The sequence below is a fragment of the Streptomyces sp. NRRL B-1347 genome (assembly GCF_000720325.1).
GTDB lineage: Bacteria > Actinomycetota > Actinomycetes > Streptomycetales > Streptomycetaceae > Streptomyces.
The window spans coordinates 11,681-29,343 of the sequence record NZ_JOJM01000083.1; the positions used below are offsets into that span (position 1 = coordinate 11,681).

Consider the following 17,663-nt stretch of genomic DNA (forward strand, 5'->3'; position numbering starts at 1 on the left):
GCGCTCCGGCCCGCCGAACGGCCGACCGGACCCATTCCGCAGCAGCGCGCCGGTATTGCCCGATGGCCGAAATAATTCGGTCGCCGGGCAATACCGGCGCGCATTTCTTTATGCGTCCGCCCTTGCTCCCGGCCACCAGATTTCGCACCGTGTTTTGGGTTCCGGCGACAAGCCGGGCCGTCCGTACGCATTGTTGACTGCGAGGCATGAGACAGATCGCCGTGGTCGGATTGGCTTGTCGGTTCCCTGGGGCCAGCGACGGCCACGAGTTCTGGCAGCTCCTGCGGACCGGGACCGACGCGATACGCGAGGCCCCCGACGACCGCTGGCGCGGCGCCGAACTCCCGCACCGCCTGGGCGGGTTCGTCGACGGCATCGACCGGTTCGACGCCGCCTTCTTCGGCGTCTCGCCGCGCGAGGCCGCCGCGATGGACCCGCAGCAGCGCCTGATGCTCGAACTGTCCTGGGAGGCCCTGGAGGACGCGCGGATCGTCCCCGCCGCGCTCGGCGGCGGCGACACCGGCGTGTTCGTCGGCGTCATGTACGACGACTACGCGGCGCTCCAGGACCGCCTCGGCGAGGCCGGGATCGGCCGCCACACGATGACCGGCACCCGCCGGAGCATCATCGCCAACCGCGTCTCGCACCACCTCGGCCTGCGCGGGCCGAGCCTCGCCGTCGACACCGCGCAGTCCTCCTCGCTCGTGGCCGTCCACATGGCCTGCGAGAGCCTGCGCCGCGGCGAGTGCGGCGTCGCCATCGCAGGCGGCGTGAACCTCAACATCCTGGCCGAGACGACGCTCGGCGCCGCGCGGTTCGGCGGTCTGTCGCCGGACGGCCGCTGCTTCACCTTCGACCGGCGGGCCAACGGGTTCGTCCGGGGCGAGGGCGGCGGCGCCCTGGTGCTCAAGCCGCTGGCCGACGCGCTCGCCGACGGCGACGACGTCTACGCCGTCCTGGGCGGCGGCGCCATGAACAACGACGGCGCGGGCGAGGGCGAGCACGCGGGCCTCACCGTGCCCAGCGGATCCGCGCAGGAGGAAGTCGTCCGGCAGGCGTACCGGCGCGCCGGAGTGGCGCTGCGCGGCGTGCAGTACGTGGAGCTGCACGGCAGCGGCACCCGGGTGGGCGACCCGATCGAGGCCGCGGCGCTCGGCGCCGCCCTGGGACGCGCCCGGCAGCAGGACGCCCCGCTCGCGGTGGGCTCGGTCAAGTCCAACATCGGGCACCTGGAGGGCGCGGGCGGCATCGCCGGGCTCCTCAAGGTGGTCCTCAGCATCCGGCACCGGCAGCTGCCGCCGAGCCTGCACTTCACCGCGCCGCCCGCGGACATCCCCCTCGACGACCTCCGGCTGCGGGTGCAGACCGAGCTGACGCCGTGGCCCGAGCCGGACGAGCCGCTGCTGGCCGGGGTGAGCTCGTTCGGCATGGGCGGCACGAACTGCCACCTGGTGGTCGGCGAGGCCCCGGCGGCCGACGCCCGGCCCGGCCCCGCGGCCGCCCGGCGCCCGGCCCCCGGCGCGCTCGCGTGGCCGCTCTCCGGCCGCACCCCCGAAGCACTGCGCGCCCAGGCCGCCCAGCTCCTCTCCTTCGTGGACGCCGCCGAACCCGCCGCCGACTCCGCGGGGGCCGCCCAGGCGGCGGCCGCGGACATCGGGCTCTCCCTCGCCACCACCCGGACCGCCTTCCGGCACCGCGCGGTCGTGCTCGGCGGCGACCGGGCCGAACTGCGGCGGCGCCTGGCCGAGTTCGCCGGTGGCGCGGCCGTCGCCGGAGTGGTCGAAGGCCAGGCCACCGCGTCCGGCAAGACGGTCTTCGTCTTCCCCGGGCAGGGCTCCCAGTGGGCGGGCATGGCGGTCGGACTCCTGGAATCCGTACCGGAGTTCGCCGCGTCGATGCGCGCCTGCGAGGAGGCCTTCGCGCCCTACGTCGACTGGTCCCTGCACGAGGTCCTGAGCGACGCCGCGGCCCTGGAGCGGGTGGACGTCGTGCAGCCCGCCCTGTTCGCCGTGATGGTGTCCCTCGCCGCCGCGTGGCGCTCCTGCGGGGTCGAGCCCGCGGCGGTCGTCGGGCACAGCCAGGGCGAGATCGCCGCCGCGTGCGTGGCGGGCGCCCTGTCCCTGGCGGACGCCGCGCGCGTGGTGACCCTGCGCAGCCAGGCCGTCCTCGCGCTCTCCGGGCACGGCGGCATGGTGTCGGTCCTGCGCTCCGCCGCCGACGTACGGGAACGGCTCGCCGAGTGGGACGGCGCGGTGTCCGTCGCCGCGGCCAACGGCCCGTCCTCGGTGGTGCTCTCCGGCGACGCCGACGCCCTGGACCGGCTCGTCGAGCAGTGGACCGCGGACGGCGTCGAGACCCGCAGGATCGCCGTCGACTACGCGTCCCACTCCGCCCACGTGGAACGGATCGAGGAGCGGCTGCGCACCGCCCTCGACGGCATCCGCCCGCGGACCTCGGCCGTGCCGTTCTACTCCACGGTGACCGGCGGCCTCCTGGACACCGCGGCGCTCGACGCGGCGTACTGGTACCGGAACCTGCGGCAGACCGTGGAACTGGAGCGGGCGACCGAGGCGCTGGTGCGGGACGGGCACGGCGTGTTCGTCGAGTGCAGCCCGCACCCGGTGCTCGTGCCGCCGCTGCGGGAGACCGTCGAGCGGGCCGGGGTCGCCTCCGGCGTCGTCACCGGCTCGCTGCGCCGCGGCGAGGGCGGCCCCGAGCGGTTCCTCACCTCGCTCGCCGAACTGCACGCGCGCGGCGCCGACATCGTGGACTGGTCGCGCGTGTTCGCCCTGCGCGGCGCCCGCACCCTTCGCCTGCCCACGTACGCCTTCCAGCGCGAGCGGCACTGGCTGACCGAGGCCGAGCCGCGGGCCGTGGCCCCCGCCGCGTCCGGCCCCGCGGCCCCGACCGCTCCCGCCCCGGCCCCGGCCGCTCCCGCCGTCCCCGCCGGGCCCGAGCTGCTGTCTCTCGTACGGTCGACCGTCGCGGTCGTGCTCGGGCACGCGGGCGGCGACGCGGTGGACCCGGGCACGACCTTCAAGGAGCTCGGCTTCGACTCGCTGTCCCTGGTGGAGCTCCGGGACCGGCTGAGCACGGCGATCGGCGTGGCCCTGCCGGCCGGGACGCTGTTCGGCCACCCGACGCCGGCGCGGCTCGCCGACCATCTGCGGACGGTGGTGCCCGGCGGCGAGCAGGCCGCCGCCGACGCGGAGCCCGCCGCCGCTGTCGCCGCCGCGGCCGACGAGCCGATCGCGATCGTCGGGATGGCCTGCCGCCTCCCCGGCGGCGTGGCCTCGCCGGAGGACCTGTGGCGCCTCGTCCTGGACGGGACCGACGCGATCTCGGAGTTCCCCGCCAACCGCGGCTGGGACCTCGACCGGCTCTACGACGCGGACCCGGAACGGGCGGGCACCTCCTACGCCCGGCACGGCGGGTTCCTGCACGACGCCGACCGGTTCGACCCCGAGTTCTTCGGCATCTCGCCGCGCGAAGCCCTCGCGATGGACCCGCAGCAGCGGCTGCTCCTGGAGACGTCGTGGGAGGCCCTGGAGCGGGCCGGGCTCGACCCCGCGGGGCAGCGCGGCGCGTCCGTGGGCGTCTTCGTCGGGGCGATGGCGCAGGACTACGGCCCCCGGCTGCACGCCGCGCACGCCGAGTCCGACGGCTACCGCCTGACCGGCAGCACGATCAGCGTGGCCTCCGGCCGCATCGCCTACACGCTCGGCCTCCAGGGCCCCGCCGTCACCGTCGACACCGCGTGCTCCTCGTCGCTCGTGGCGCTGCACCTCGCGGCGCAGGCCCTGCGCGCGGGGGAGTGCTCGCTCGCCCTCGCCGGTGGCGTCGCGGTGATGTCGACGCCCGGCATGTTCGTGGAGTTCAGCAGGCAGCGCGGCCTCTCCGAAGACGGCCGGTGCAAGGCGTTCGCCGCCGCGGCCGACGGCACCGGCTGGGCCGAGGGCGCGGGCACCGTCGTCCTGGAACGGCTCTCCGACGCGCGGCGCAACGGGCACCGCGTCCTCGCCGTGGTGCGCGGCAGCGCGGTCAACCAGGACGGCGCGTCTAACGGGCTCACCGCGCCGAACGGCGTCGCCCAGGAGCGGGTGATCCGGCAGGCGCTCGCCGGTGCCGGGATGTCCGCCGCCGACGTCGACGTGGTCGAGGCGCACGGCACCGGTACGACGCTCGGCGACCCGATCGAGGCCGAGGCCCTCGCCGCCACCTACGGCCGCGGCCGCGCCGCGGACCGCCCGCTGCTGCTCGGCTCGCTGAAGTCCAACATCGGCCACGCCCAGGCCGCCGCCGGGGTGGCCGGGGTGATCAAGACGGTGCAGGCCCTCCGGCACGGCACGGTGCCGCGGACCCTGCACGTCGACGAGCCGACCCCGCACGTGGACTGGGCCGCGGGAGGCCTGGACCTGGTGACCGAGGCGCGCCCGTGGCCGGAGACCGGCCGGGCGCGCCGGGCCGGGGTGTCCTCGTTCGGCATCAGCGGCACGAACGCCCACGTCATCATCGAACAGGCCCCGGCAGAACCGGAGCCGGAGCGCGTACCGGAACCGGGAGCGCGCCCCGAGCCGGGCCCCGTGCTGCCCTGGGTGCTCTCCGCCGGTGCCGAGGACGCCGTCGCGGACCAGGCCGCCGCCCTCCTCGCCTTCCTGGACGCGCACCCCGGCCTCGACCCGGTGGACGCCGGGTTCTCGCTCGCCGCCGCCCGTTCGGGCCTGCCGCACCGGGCCGTCGTCGTCGCGGCGGACCTGCCCGCGCGGCGCCGGGCCCTCGCGGCGCTCGCCGAGGGGACCGACGCCCCCGGCGTGGTCCGCGGCACCGCCCGGGAGCAGGGCGGGGTGGTGTTCGTCTTCCCCGGCCAGGGCTCGCAGTGGGCCGGGATGGCCGTGGAACTCCTGGCCGCTGCCCCGGTGTTCGCCGCGTCGATGCGGGCGTGCGCCGACGCCCTCGCCCCGCACGTCGACTGGGACCTGTTCGAGGTGCTGCGCGACGCCGCCGCCCTGGAGCGGGTGGACGTCGTGCAGCCCGCGCTGTTCGCGGTGATGGTGTCCCTCGCCGCGCTGTGGCGCTCCTACGGCGTGGAGCCCGCGGCGGTGGTGGGCCACTCCCAGGGCGAGATCGCGGCCGCCTGCGTCGCCGGGGCGCTCGACCTGGCGGACGCGGCGAAGGTCGTCGCCCTGCGCAGCAAGGCCATCCTGGCGCTCTCCGGCACCGGCGGCATGGTCTCGGTCGCCCTGTCCGAGGACGCGGCCGCCGCCCGGCTCCGCCTGTGGGGCGGCCGGATCTCGGTGGCCGTCGTCAACGGCCCGGGGGCGGTCGTCGTCGCCGGGGCCGTGGACGCCCTCGACGAACTCGTCGCCGCCTGCGAGGCCGACGGGGTGCGGGTCAAGCGGCTCCCGGTGGACTACGCGTCGCACTCGGCGCCGGTCGAGCGGATCGCCGACGACCTGGCCGCGCTCCTGACCGGCATCACACCGCGCCCCGCGGCGATCCCCTTCTACTCGACGGTGACCGCCGACGTCCTGGACACCACCGCCCTGGACGGCACGTACTGGTACCGCAATCTGCGCCGCCAGGTGCGCTTCGCCGAGACGGTCGGGCTGCTCGCCGAGCGCGGCCACTCGGTGTTCGTCGAGGTCAGCCCGCATCCCGCGCTGACCACCGCGGTCGAGGACCTGGTGGAACACGCGGTCGCCGTCGGTTCCTTGCGCCGCGACGACGGCGGGCCCGCGCGCTTCGTGACCTCGCTCGCCGAGGCGTACGCGCGCGGCGTGCGGCCCGACTGGCGGGCCGTCTTCCCCGGCGCCCGGCCCGTCGACGTCCCCACCTCCGCGTTCCGGCGGCGGCGCTACTGGCTGGAGCCGGCGCGGACCGACGCGTCGGCGGACGTCGAGGCGGTGGGCCTGGCCGCGGCGGACCACCCGCTGCTCGGCGCGGTGGTGGACCTGCCGGACTCCGGCGGTGTCGTGCTCACCGGGCAGCTCTCCCTGCGGGCCCAGCCGTGGCTCGGCGACCACGGGCTCGGCGACACGGTCGTCCTGCCCGGCGCGGCCCTCGCCGAACTGGCGATCCGCGCGGGCGACGAGGTCGGCTGCGACCAGGTGGCGGACCTGACCTGCGAGGTGCCGCTGGTCCTGCCGCCGCACGGGGCGGTCGCCGTCCGGGTCACCGTCGGCGACGAGGACGCGTACGGCCGCCGCGAACTGGCCGTCCACGCCCGCCCCGCCGACGGCTCCGGCGCCTGGACCCGGCACGCGAGCGGCCTGCTCGCCGCCGGACCCGCCGAGGAGTTCGACCTGGCCGCGTGGCCGCCGCCCGGCGCCGTCGCGGTGGACTGGGACGGCGGCTACGACCGCTGGACCGGGCTCGGCTACCACTACGGCCCGGCCTTCCAGGGCCTGCGCTCCTGGTGGCGGCGGGGCGCGGAGACCTTCGCCGAGGTCGCGCTGCCCGAGGGGATCGCGGCGGACGCGGGCCGGTTCGGACTGCACCCGGCGCTGCTGGACGCCGCGCTGCACGCCGCGGTCGCCGACGGCCCGGAGTGCCGACTGCCGTTCTCCTGGCAGGGCCTCTCGCTGCGGGCCACCGGCGCGGCCGCGCTGCGCGTGCGGATCACGCCGGACGGCCCCGACACCGTCGCGCTGCGGCTCGCCGACGCCACCGGAGCGCCGGTGGCATCGGTCGAGGCCCTCGCCCTGCGGCCGATGCCCGCGGGCGAGCCGGCCGCCGGTGCGCCGGACGCGCTGTTCCGCGTGGACTGGACCGAAGCACGTCTACCGGAGGCCCCCGGAGGGGCCCCGTCGTGGGCGGTCGTCGGCACCGACGACCTCGCGACCGGCGCACCCGTCCACCCCGACCTCGACACCCTGGCCGCAGCCGGTCCCGTACCGGGAACCGTCCTCGCCCCGCTCGCCGAGGCCGACGCCCACGCCGTGGCGGGCCGGGCCCTGAGCCTGATCCAGAAGTGGCTCGCGGACGACCGCTTCGCGACGTCGAAGCTGGTCTTCGTCACCCGCGACGCGGTGGCCCGGCAGGAAGCGCCCCGCAGGGGCGCGGGGAACGGCGCGACCAGCCACGACGAACCCGCACCCGAGGACCGGTCCACCATGGCGGGCGCCACAGTATGGGGCCTGGTCCGCTCCGCGCAGCGGGAGCACCCCGACCGCTTCGCGGTCATCGACCTGGACGCCCACGAGGCGTCCCCCGCGGCGCTGCCCGCCGCCCTGGCCACCGCCGAGCCGCAGCTCGCGCTCCGCGAGGGGCGGCCGGTCGTGCCCAGGCTCGCCCGCGCCACCCCGGGCCTGCCGTCGGCACGGCCGCAGCTCGCGACGGGCACGGTCCTCGTCACCGGCGCCACCGGCACCCTCGGCGGACTCTTCGCCCGGCACCTGGTGACCCGGTACGGGGCGACGCACCTGCTGCTCACCAGCAGGCGCGGCCCCGACGCCCCCGGCGCCGCCGAACTGGCCGCGCAGCTCACCGAGTTGGGCGCGGACGTCACCGTGGCCGCCTGCGACGCCGCCGACCGGGACGCGCTCGCCGCGCTGCTCGCGGCGGTCCCGGCCGAGCGGCCGCTGACCGGCGTGGTGCACGCCGCCGGGCTGCTCGACGACAGCGTGCTCGAAGCCATGCGCCCCGAGCAGCTCGACCGGGTCCTCAGGCCCAAGGTCGACGCCGCCCTCAACCTGCACGAGCTGACCCTCGGACTCGACCTGTCGATGTTCGTGCTGTTCTCCTCGGTCGCCGGGGTCCTCGGCCTTCCGGGGCAGGCCAACTACGCCGCGGCCAACGCGTACCTGGACACCCTCGCCCAGCACCGGGCCGCGCGGGGCCTGCCGGGCGTCTCGCTCGCCTGGGGCCTGTGGGCCGAGGCCAGCGGCATGACGGGCCACCTCGCGGACGCCGACCTGAGCCGGATGCGCCGCGCCGGACTCGCCCCGCTGACGTCGGCGGAGGGCCTCGCCCTCTTCGACGCCGCGGTGACCTCGGGGACGGCCCTGCTCGTCCCGGCCCGGCTCGACCCGGCCGCCGTACGGGCGCACGGCGCGGTGCCCGCCCTGCTGCGCGGCGTGGTCCGCGAGCGGGTCCGCCGCGCGGAGGCCGCCGCCACGGGCGGCCGGGCGGGCGGCGCCCCGCTCGGCGAGCGTCTGGCCGCCCTGTCCGCCGAGGAGCGCGAGGAGGCGCTGCTCGCCCTGGTGCGCGAGCACACCGCCACCGTCCTCGCCCACGGCGCGCCGGGCGGCGTCGACCCGGGCCGCACCTTCAAGGAGCTCGGCTTCGACTCCCTGACGGCCGTGGAGCTGCGCAACCGCCTGGGCACGGCGACCGGGCTTCGGCTGCGCGCGACCCTGGTGTTCGACTACCCGACACCCTCGGCGCTCGCCACCCACATCGGCGCCGCGCTCGGCCCGGCCGTACCCGCCGTACCCGAACCGGCCGGACCCGCCGCGGCGGCCGCGGCGCCCGCGCCGCCGGACGGCGAGCTCGACGGCCTGGAGCTCGACGAGCTCTTCGATCTCATCGATGGCGAACTTGGCACGTCCTGAACGGGGGTCTTGTGAACAACGAAGAGAAGCTGGTCGACTACCTCAAGCGGGTCACGGCCGAACTGAAGCAGACCAAGCAGCGGTTGTCGGAGGCCGAGCAGGCGAGCCGGGAGCCGATCGCCGTCGTCGGCATGGGCTGCCGCTTCCCCGGTGACGTCGGCTCGCCGGAGGAGCTGTGGCGGCTGCTCGACGCGGGCGGCGACGCGATCACCGTGTTCCCCGCCGACCGGGGCTGGGACGGCGACGCGCTGTACGACCCGGACCCCGACACCCCCGGCCGCACCTACACCCGGCGCGGCGGATTCCTGCGCGGGGCCACCGACTTCGACCCCGAGTTCTTCGGCATCTCGCCGCGCGAGGCGGTGGCGATGGACCCGCAGCAGCGCCTCCTCCTGGAGACCTCCTGGGAGGCCCTGGAGCGGGCCGGGGTGCGCCCGGCCTCGCTGCGCGGCGCCCGCGTCGGGGTGTTCGCGGGCGCCATGGCACCGGACTACGGGCCCCGCCTCCACCAGGCCGTCGGCGGCGCGGAGGCGCACCTGCTGACCGGCACCACCAACAGCGTGGCCTCCGGGCGGATCGCGTACACGTTCGGGTTCGAGGGGCCCGCGGTCACCGTCGACACGGCGTGCTCGTCGTCGCTCGTCGCGCTGCACCTCGCCGTGCAGTCGCTGCGCAGGGGCGAGTGCACGATGGCCCTCGCGGGCGGCGCCACGGTGATGTCGACGCCCGGCATGCTCGTCGCCTTCAGCAGGCAGCGCGGTCTTTCCCCCGATGGGCGCTGCAAGTCCTTCGCCGACGCGGCCGACGGCACCGGCTGGGCCGAGGGCGCGGGGATGCTCCTGGTGGAGCGGCTCTCCGACGCCCGGCGGCTCGGGCACCCGGTCCTCGCCGTGGTGCGCGGCAGCGCGGTCAACCAGGACGGCGCGTCGAACGGCCTGACCGCGCCGAACGGCCCGGCGCAGCAGCGGGTGATCCGGCAGGCCCTGGAGAACGCGGGCCTGACCACCGCGGACGTGGACGCCGTCGAGGCGCACGGCACCGGCACGAGCCTCGGCGACCCCATCGAGGCACAGGCCGTCCTCGACACCTACGGGGCCGAGCGCGACCGGCCCCTGTGGCTCGGCTCGCTGAAGTCCAACATCGGGCACACCCAGGCCGCGGCCGGGGTCGGCGGCGTCATCAAGATGGTCCTCGCGCTCCAGCACGGCGTACTGCCGCGGACCCTGCACGTGGACGCCCCGTCCTCGCACGTGGACTGGTCGGCGGGGGTGGTGAACCTGCTGACCGAGCGGCGCGAGTGGCCGGTGACGGGCGAGCCGCGCCGGGCCGCGGTGTCGTCGTTCGGGATCAGCGGCACCAACGCGCACCTCGTCCTGGAGCAGGCCCCCGAGGCCGACGCGGCCGGGCAGGAGGCCCGAGTGCCGCTGCCCGTCGTGCCGTTGGTGCTTTCCGGGAAGACCGCGGAGGCCCTCGCCGCGCAGGCCAGGCAGCTGCTCGCCGCGGTGGACTCCCTGGACCCGCTCGACGCCGCGTTCTCCCTCGCGACCACCCGGACGGCGTTCGAGCAGCGGGCCGCCGTGGTGGCGCCCGACCAGGAGGGGCTGCTCACCGGGTTGCGGGCGATCGCGGGCGGCGGCACCGGCTCCGGCGTGGTGCGCGGCGTCGCCCAACCCGGCCGCACCGCCTTCGTGTTCGCCGGGCAGGGCACCCAGCGGCTCGGCATGGGCCGCGAGCTGTACGCGGCGTTCCCGGCGTTCGCGGCGGCGCTCGACGAGGTGTGCGCGGGCTTCGACGGGCTGCTCGACCGGCCGCTGCGCGAGGTGCTCTTCGCGGAGCCGGGAGCCGCGCCGGAAGCCGACGTGGACGTGGACGCGGCTGAGCTGCTCGACCGGACCGGCTGGGCGCAGCCCGCCCTGTTCGCGGTCGAGGTGGCCCTGGCGCGGCTGCTCGGCTCGTGGGGCGTACGGCCCGAAGTCCTCGCCGGGCACTCGATCGGCGAGCTGTCGGCGGCGTTCGTCGCGGGCCTGTGGACGCTGGCGGACGCGTGCCGCGTGGTGGCGGCGCGCGGCCGCCTGATGGAGCGGCTGCCCGAGGGCGGCGCCATGGTGTCGGTGCAGGCCACCGAGGAGGAGGTCACCGAGGCCCTGGCGACCGGCGCGGGCCCGGGCGCGCCGCGCGTCAAGGCGGGCATCGCCGCCGTCAACGGGCCCCGGTCCGTGGTCGTCTCCGGCGAGGAGGACGCGGTCCTCGCGGTCGCCGGGCACTTCGCCGCGCTCGGCCGCCGCACCAAGCGGCTGCGGGTGAGCCACGCCTTCCACTCGCCCCTGATGGACCCGATGCTGGAGCCCTACCGCGAGGTGCTCGCCGGGGTGGAGTTCCACGAGCCGGTCCTGCCGATCGTGTCGACCGTCACCGGTGAACCGCTGACGGCGGAGACGGTGTGCTCGCCGGAGTACTGGGTGCGCCAGGTCCGCGAGCCGGTGCGGTTCGCCGCCGCGGTGCGCCGCTTGCAGGACGACGGGGTCACCCGGTTCGTCGGCGCGGGCCCCGACGCCGCGGTGACCGCGATGGCCGAGGGCTGCCTCGCGGAGCGGGACGGGGCGCCCGTGCCGGTCGCGGTGCCGGTCCTGCGCGCCGACCGGCCGGAGGCGGCGACGGCCCTGACCGCGCTCGCCGCGGCGCACGTGCACGGCGTGGAGGCGGACTGGCACCAGGTGTTCGCCGGGACCGGCGCGCGGGCCGTGGAGGTGCCGACCTACGCCTTCCAGCGCGACCGGTACTGGATGGACGTGACGGCGGCGGCCGGTGACCTGCGGGCCGCGGGCCTGACCGCGGGCGAGCACCCGCTGCTCGGCGCGGTGCTCGCGCTGCCGGAGTCCGGGGCGACGGTCCTGACCGGCCGCCTCTCCCTGGAGACCCAGCCGTGGCTGGCCGACCACGCGGTGTTCGGCCGGGTGGTGGTGCCCGGCGCGGCGTTCGTGGAGATGGTCCTGCGCGCGGGCCGCGAGGTCGGCTGCGGCCTGCTCGACGAACTGACCCTGCACGCCCCGCTGGTCATCGGCGAGCGGACCGGCGCCCGGGTCCAGGTCGTGGTCGAGGACGCCGACGGGTCCGGCCACCGGGCGGTGTCGGTGCACGCCCAGCAGGAGGGCGGCGAGTGGGTCCGGCACGCCGAGGGCTCGCTCGCCGACTGGGCCCAGCCCGCGGGCTTCGAGGCCGCGGTGTGGCCGCCGGAGGGCGCGGAGGAGGTCGCCGTCGGCGACGCGTACGCCGGCCTCGCCGCGCGCGGCTACGACTACGGCCCGGTGTTCCAGGGCCTCTCGGCGCTGTGGCGGCGCGGCGACGAGGTGTTCGCGGAGGTCGCCCTGCCCGCGGAGTCCGCGGCCGAAGCGGACCGCTTCGGTCTGCACCCGGCGCTGCTCGACGCGGCCCTGCACACCATCTGGTACGGCTCCTTCCTCGACGCGGCGGACGGCGCGGTCCTGCCGTTCGCCTGGTCGGGCGTGTCCCTGTCGGCGACCGGGGCGTCCGCCCTGCGGGTGCGGATGGCGCGCGCGGGGGCGGACGCGGTGTCGGTCCGGCTGACGGACACCGCCGGGGTGCCGGTGGCGTCGGTGGACGCGCTGCGGGTGCGACAGATGCCTGCCGAAGGGCCCGGCACGCCCGCGGATTCGATGTTCCGGGTGGACTGGCCGGAGGCGCCCGCCGAGGCGGGTGCCCCCGCCCGCTGGACGCGCGTACGGGAGTTGGCGGAGGTTCCCGCGGACCCGGGCGTGGTGTTCCTGCGCTGCCCGAGCGGCCCCGACGCCCGGCAGGTCACCGCGGAGGTGCTCGCCGTCATGCAGGAGTGGCTCGCCGACGGGCGGTTCGCGTCCGGCACGCTCGCCCTGGTCACCGAGGGAGCGGTCGGCGCAGGACCGGGGGAGCGGGTCGACGGGCTCGCCCAGGCGGGCGTGTGGGGCCTGGTGCGCTCGGCGCAGACCGAGAGCCCGGGCCGGTTCGCCCTGGTGGACGTGGATGCAGCCATGGACACGGACGCGGACGCCGGGGCCGTGGCGTGGGACGGGATCGCCGCGCTCGTCGACCAGGAGCCGCAGCTCGCGGTGCGGCAGGGCCGGACGCTCGTGCCCCGGCTCGTGCGGGCCGAGACGGGCGGCTCCGCCGCGCCCGCCGCGGCGTTCGGCGCCGGTACGGTGCTCGTCACCGGCGGCACCGGCACGCTCGGCGGGGTCGTGGCCCGGCACCTGGTGGGCGCGCACGGCGTGCGGCGGCTCGTGCTCGTCAGCCGCGCGGGCGCGGACTCGCCGCGCGGCGCCGACCTCGCGGCCGAGCTGACGGAGCTGGGGGCCGAGGTCGTCCTCGCCGCCTGCGACACGTCCGACCGGGCCGCGCTGGCCCGCGTGCTCGCGGACGTGCCCGCCGACGCCCCGCTGACGGCGGTCGTGCACGCGGCCGGTGTCGTCGACGACGGGGTGCTCACCGATCTGACCCCGGAGCGGCTCGACGCGGTCCTCAGCCCCAAGATGGTCGCCGCGTGGAACCTGCACGAGCTGACCCGCGACCTCGGCCTTTCGGCGTTCGTCCTCTTCTCCTCGATGTCCGGCCTGATCGGGCCTGCGGGCCAGGCCAACTACGCGGCGGGCAACGCCTATCTGGACGCCCTCGCGCAGCACCGCCGCGCCCTGGGCCTGCCCGGGGTGTCCCTCGCCTGGGGCATGTGGGCCGAGCGCAGCACGATGACCGAGCACCTGACGGACACGGACCTGGCGCGCCTCGCCCGGTTCGGCGTGACCCTGTCCTCTTCGGAACAGGGCGTCGCGCTCCTGGACGCCGCGCTCGGGCTGGACGAGCCGGTCCTGGTCCCGGTGGCGCTCGACCTGACGTCGATGCGCGCCCAGGCGGACGTGCCGCCGATCCTGCGGCGGCTCGCGGGCCGGGGCGCGGCGCCGCGGTCGTCGCGGCCCGCGCCGGTGAGCCCGGGCTCCGTCCTGGACCGGCTCGCCGGGCTCCCGGAGGACGGCCGCCACGCGGTGCTGCTCGACCTGGTGTGCACGGAGATGGCCCGCGTCCTGGACTATCCGGCGGGCCGGACGGTGGATCCCGACCGGGCGTTCTCCGAGCTGGGCGTCGACTCGGTGGCCGCCGTGGAGTTCCGCAACCGGCTCGGCGCCGAGACCGGCATGCGGCTGCCGCAGACGCTGGTGTTCGACCACCCGACGGCCGTCGCCGTCACCCGTGAGCTGATGCGCGAGCTCGCGGACCGGGCCCCGCGCCCGGTGACGGGTTCGGTCCTCACGGAGCTGGACCGGGTCGAGGCCGCCCTGACGGAGTCGTCGGCGACCGGGCCCGAAGGGGACGAGATCGCGCAGCGGATCGAGGGCCTGCTGGTGCGGCTGCGCGCGCTCCGGGAGGCCGGGAGGAGCGGGCCGAGGCTCGACGTCACGGACGCGACGGACGAGGAGCTCTTCCAGTTCCTGGACGGCAGTTGAGCGGGGAGCCCGCCGTGACCGCGCGCTGAGGAGGCGCGGGCGGCGGGCCCGGAAAGCCGCGGAGGGTCCGCTCGGGGCATCGGCCGATGTTCCGAACGGGCCCTCCGCTCCAGCATGTCCGTTCCCGTGCGCCGTGAATTCCGCGGGGACGCGCCCGCTGCCCATCGCGCGGTAATTCCGTGCGGCCCGCGCCGTTACCGCGACATGACCGCGCGCAGGGGAAAGCGTGCCAGTCTTCCGCTACCCAGCCACATTCGATTCCGGCACGGAGGCCACCCATGTCAGGTTACCCGATAGCGCAGGCCATTCCTGCGCGATCACAAAGTAATTCCCGCTGTTTCCCGCCGAGTTCCGGGACGCGCGCATGCTGACGCGCCTCCCGTCGCTCACGGGTCTGCGCTTCGTGGCGGCTTTGATGGTCTTCGCCACGCACGTCGTCTGGTACACCCGGCTCATCCCGGGCGACACGGGAGCGGACCTCCGGGACGCCTTCGCCCTCTCCGGCTCCTACGGCGTCGGCTTCTTCTTCATCCTGAGCGGCTTCGTCCTCGCCTGGACGGCGCGTCCGAGCGACACGACGCCCTCGTTCTGGCGCCGCCGCCTGGTGAAGATCGGGCCGATGCACTGGGTCACCTTCGGCCTCGCGGCCGTGTTCGTGCTCAGCACGGACCGGCCCACGCGCACCGTCGACTGGCTGGCGTCCGTGACCATGCAGCAGGCGTGGTTCCCGGACATCCGGACGAGTTCGGCCGTCAACGGGGTGAGCTGGTCGCTGGCGTGTGAATTCTTTTTCTATCTGGCCTTTCCCGTTCTTTTCCCGGCGGTGCGCCGCATTCGCGAGGAATGGCTCTGGCCCGCGCTCGGCGTGGTGCTCGCCCTGATCGTGGGGGCGTTCCTCGTCGCCACGTACGCGGTGAGCGACCAGCCGGGTCTCATCGGCTTCGGCCTGACCGGCGAGGTCTCCTTCGACCAGGTGTGGTTCGTGTACTTCTTCCCGCCGGTCCGCGCCCTCGAATTCGTCCTCGGCATCGTCCTGGCCAGGATCGTGATGGCCGGCCGGTGGCCGCGCGTCGGCCTGGTGCCCGCCTTCGCGCTCGCCGTCGCCGGTTATGTGCTCGCCCTGAAGCTGCCGTACCTCGCGGGCACGGCCGGTGTGTCGACGGTGTGGACCGCGCCGCTCATCGCCGCCGCCGCGGTCGCGGACCGGCAGCAGACCGCTTCGGTGTTCCGCAGGCCCACGATGGTGTTCCTCGGCGAGATCTCCTTCGCCTTCTACATGGTCCACTGGATCCTCATCATGACGGCGGCCGAATGGATCGGACCCACGCGCACGTTCTCCCTCGTGACCGGTTCGCTCCTGGTGCTCGTCCTGCTCGCGGCGGCCGTGGCGGCCGCGACGGTCCTGTACTGGTGCGTGGAGCGGCCGTTGATGCGGCGCTTCGGGCGGCACCGCCCGGCCGCGGTCCCGCCGCCGGCGGCGAAGGTGGCGGGGCAGCGCGTACTGGACTGAGCGCCACCCCACGCCGGAGGGCCGGCCGCGTCACCGAGACGCGGCCGGCCCTCCGTGCCGAGGCCCAGCGCTTCACCGGAGGTGCCGCGCCGGGCCGTCGTTCAGCCGCGTGCCGACTGTGGCCGGCCGCGCAGTTCCCCGCGCCCCTGCGGGGCGCCGTCGGGCTTCGGGAAGTATCCGGCCCCCGCGAAGAACTCCGTGTACGTGGCGAACAGTTCGGCGTCGATCTCCGGGCAGCTGATGCCCGTCCCGGCCAGGGCGGCCTCCGTCGCGCTGACGTCCACCCGCATGTACAGGGCCTCGCCCGCGGTCATGTAGGCGCGGAAGATGTCGATCGTCGGGAAGAGCGCGTTGTCCCGGTCGTCGCGGACCGTGGCGACGAACTCGTCCCAGGACACCTCGTCCAGGACGTAGCCGGACGCGCGCAGGCGCGTCACCATGTCGGCGAAGCTCACCGCCACCGGGTTGAACAGGTGGAAGGTCCGGCTGTCCGCCGTGCGGGACAGTTCGAGGACGGCCGCGCTGACGTAGTCCACCGGCACCATCGGGAAGAGCGCGTTCGCGCCCGTCGGCACCTTCCGCGCCTGGAGGCTGCCCTTGAGGCTCAGCCAGACGAAGTCGCGGGTCTGGCAGGCGCCGTTGGTCCGCGCCCCGGAGATGACGTCGGCGCGGTAGACCGACACGGGCAGGCCGCGCTCCTGGGCGAGCCCGATGATCTTCTCGGCGACGTACTTGCTCTGCCGGTAGCCGTTGGTCAGCTCCTCCGGCGGCCCGGTCGGGTCGTCCGGGGTCAGCCCGGCGCCGCCGGGCGCCGCCTTGGCGAAGACGCCGGTGCTCGACACGTAGTGCAGCGGCACGGTCCGGTGCAGCGCGGCGAGCCGGAGGGCCTCCTCGGTGCCGGTCACGTTGGCCGCCTTCAACGACTGGTACGGGTGCAGCCAGTTGACGGTGGCGCCCGCGTGGTACACCGCGTCGACCTCCCGGGCGAGCCGGTCGTACCGCTCGGCGCCGAGGCCGAAGCGCGGCTCGGAGAGGTCGCCCGCGAGCACCCTGAGGCGGTCGGGGTCGATCTCGTCCCAGATGCCGTACCAGGTCAGACCGGAGCGCAGCCGATCGAGCGCGGCCGCCTCGTCGGCGCCCCTGACCAGGCAGTGCACGGTGGCCTTCGTCGACCGCATCAGGTCCCTGAGCAGGAAGCCGCCGACGAAGCCGGTCGCCCCGGTGAGGAACACCTGCTCGGGCTCCGCGACCACGCGGACGACCTCGGCGGCCGGGACCACGTCGTCGGCGAGCCGCACCTCGGCCGCGAAGTCCACCGTGGACCGCGCGGGCGCCTCGGTGCGGCTGGCGAGCTCCGCGCTCAGGTGGTCGATCAGCGCGTCGGGCGTGTTGTGGTCGAAAAGGAGCGTCGGCGGCAGCCGCAGACCCGTCTCGCTCTCCAGGCGGTTGCGCAGCTCGACCGCCGTCAGCGAGTCGAAGCCGAGGTCCGTGAAGACGGTGGTGGGGGTGATGCCGTCGGTCCTGCCGTGGCCGAGGATCGCCGCCACCGAATCCCGCACCAGGTCGAGCAGCAGCGCACGGCGGCCGGACTCGTCGAGCGGGGCGAGGCGCTCCGCGAGCTGCCCGCTGTGCGCGGCCACCGCGGTCACCACGCGCCGCTCCGGCCTGCGGACCAGGCTCCGCAGCACCGGGAAGAGCGGCCCCGGCTGCCGTTCGAGGAGGGTGACGTCGAGGTGCATCGGCACCGTCATCGCGTACGGCGATGCGAGCGCCGCGTCGAACAGCTCGGGGCCCTCCTCCGGCGCGATGGGCCGCAGGCCCGACTGTGTCGCCCGGCTCCAGTCGACCTCGGAGAGCCGCGACGCCATGCCGTGCTCCTGCGCCCACGCGGCCCAGGCGAGCGAGTCGGCCGGGAGGCCGTTCGACCTGCGGTGCTGCGCCAGCGCGTCGAGGAACAGGTTGGCGGCCGAGTAGTTGGCCTGCCCCGGTGAGCCGATGACACCCGCGACCGAGGAGAAGAGGGCGAAGAGGGCGAGGGGTTGGTGGCGGGTGAGGTGGTGGAGGTGCCAGGCGGCGTCGACTTTGGGGCGCAGGACGGTGGTGAGGCGGTCG

General features: G+C 75.9%; 3 protein-coding genes and 1 pseudogene. 3 read left to right on the top strand and 1 reads right to left on the bottom strand.

Features of this window, described 5'->3' with window-relative positions; genetic code table 11:
* Window positions 1-206 precede the first annotated feature (206 nt).
* The 3 genes and pseudogenes from IG74_RS0139610 (at window position 207) to IG74_RS0139620 (ending at window position 15,551) form a co-directional block, all read left to right on the top strand.
* Window positions 207-8,552 carry an SDR family NAD(P)-dependent oxidoreductase gene (locus tag IG74_RS0139610; RefSeq protein WP_037826876.1) on the top strand — a complete coding sequence of 2,782 codons (8,346 nt, stop codon included), beginning with the start codon at window positions 207-209 and terminating at the stop codon, window positions 8,550-8,552.
* Window positions 8,553-8,605: 53 nt separating this feature from the next.
* Window positions 8,606-14,041: pseudogene (locus IG74_RS0139615) on the top strand (SDR family NAD(P)-dependent oxidoreductase); the annotation flags it as partial.
* A 364-nt stretch (window positions 14,042-14,405) separates the two neighbouring features.
* Window positions 14,406-15,551: an acyltransferase family protein gene (locus IG74_RS0139620; protein ID WP_051856350.1), complete on the top strand. Its 1,146-nt coding sequence runs from the start codon at window positions 14,406-14,408 to the stop codon at window positions 15,549-15,551.
* Window positions 15,552-15,652: 101 nt separating this feature from the next.
* On the opposite strand, the gene IG74_RS0139625 is transcribed toward IG74_RS0139620, so the two are convergent.
* On the bottom strand, window positions 15,653-17,663 hold a 2,011-nt coding region (locus IG74_RS0139625; RefSeq protein ID WP_051856352.1), incomplete at its 5' end, for a thioester reductase domain-containing protein.

Excerpts from the sequence above, each read along its gene's own strand:
- IG74_RS0139610 (WP_037826876.1), top strand. The coding sequence starts at position 207 with ATGAGACAGATCGCCGTGGTCGGATTGGCTTGTCGGTTCCCTGGGGCC.
- IG74_RS0139620 (WP_051856350.1), top strand. The coding sequence starts at position 14,406 with ATGCTGACGCGCCTCCCGTCGCTCACGGGTCTGCGCTTCGTGGCGGCT.